This is a genomic window from Gordonia sp. OPL2 (assembly GCF_003797825.1).
In the GTDB taxonomy this organism is placed as follows: Bacteria; Actinomycetota; Actinomycetes; order Mycobacteriales; family Mycobacteriaceae; genus Gordonia.
The window spans coordinates 1-441 of the sequence record NZ_RKME01000088.1 but is presented as its reverse complement, the minus strand read 5'-3'; the positions used below and the strand labels follow the sequence as shown (position 1 = coordinate 441).

Genomic DNA, 441 nt, shown 5'->3' with positions numbered 1-441 from the left:
CGCTGGGCCGGGGCGTCGGCTGGATCACCTGGCGCCTGCTCGGCAGCCGCCGCCGCGCCGCCGAAGTCAACCTGCAGCTGTGCTTCCCCGAGAAGGACGAAGCCTGGCGCCAGCGCCTGGTGCGCGACAGTTTCGATGCGCTGGGCGTGGGCGTGTTCGAGTGCATCCGCGCCTGGTGGGGCAGCATCGACCGCATCCGCCCGCAGGTACGGATCGAAGGCCTGGAACACCTGCGGCAGATGGAGGCTGAAGGCCGCGGCGTGCTGCTGGTCTCAGGCCACTTCATGACCCTGGAAATGTGCGGACGCCTGCTGTGCGACTACGTCGACCTGTCCGGCATGTACCGCAAGCACAAGAACCCGGTGTACGAGTGGGCGGTGAAGTTCGGCCGCCTGCGCTATGCCAAGGCGATGTTCGCCAACGAGGACATCCGCGCGACCG

The 441-nt window shown here is 68.0% G+C and carries 1 pseudogene; it reads left to right on the top strand.

Annotated features, from left to right (window positions below):
- Window positions 1-441 (top strand): annotated as a pseudogene (locus tag EEB19_RS26405) (hypothetical protein); the annotation flags it as partial.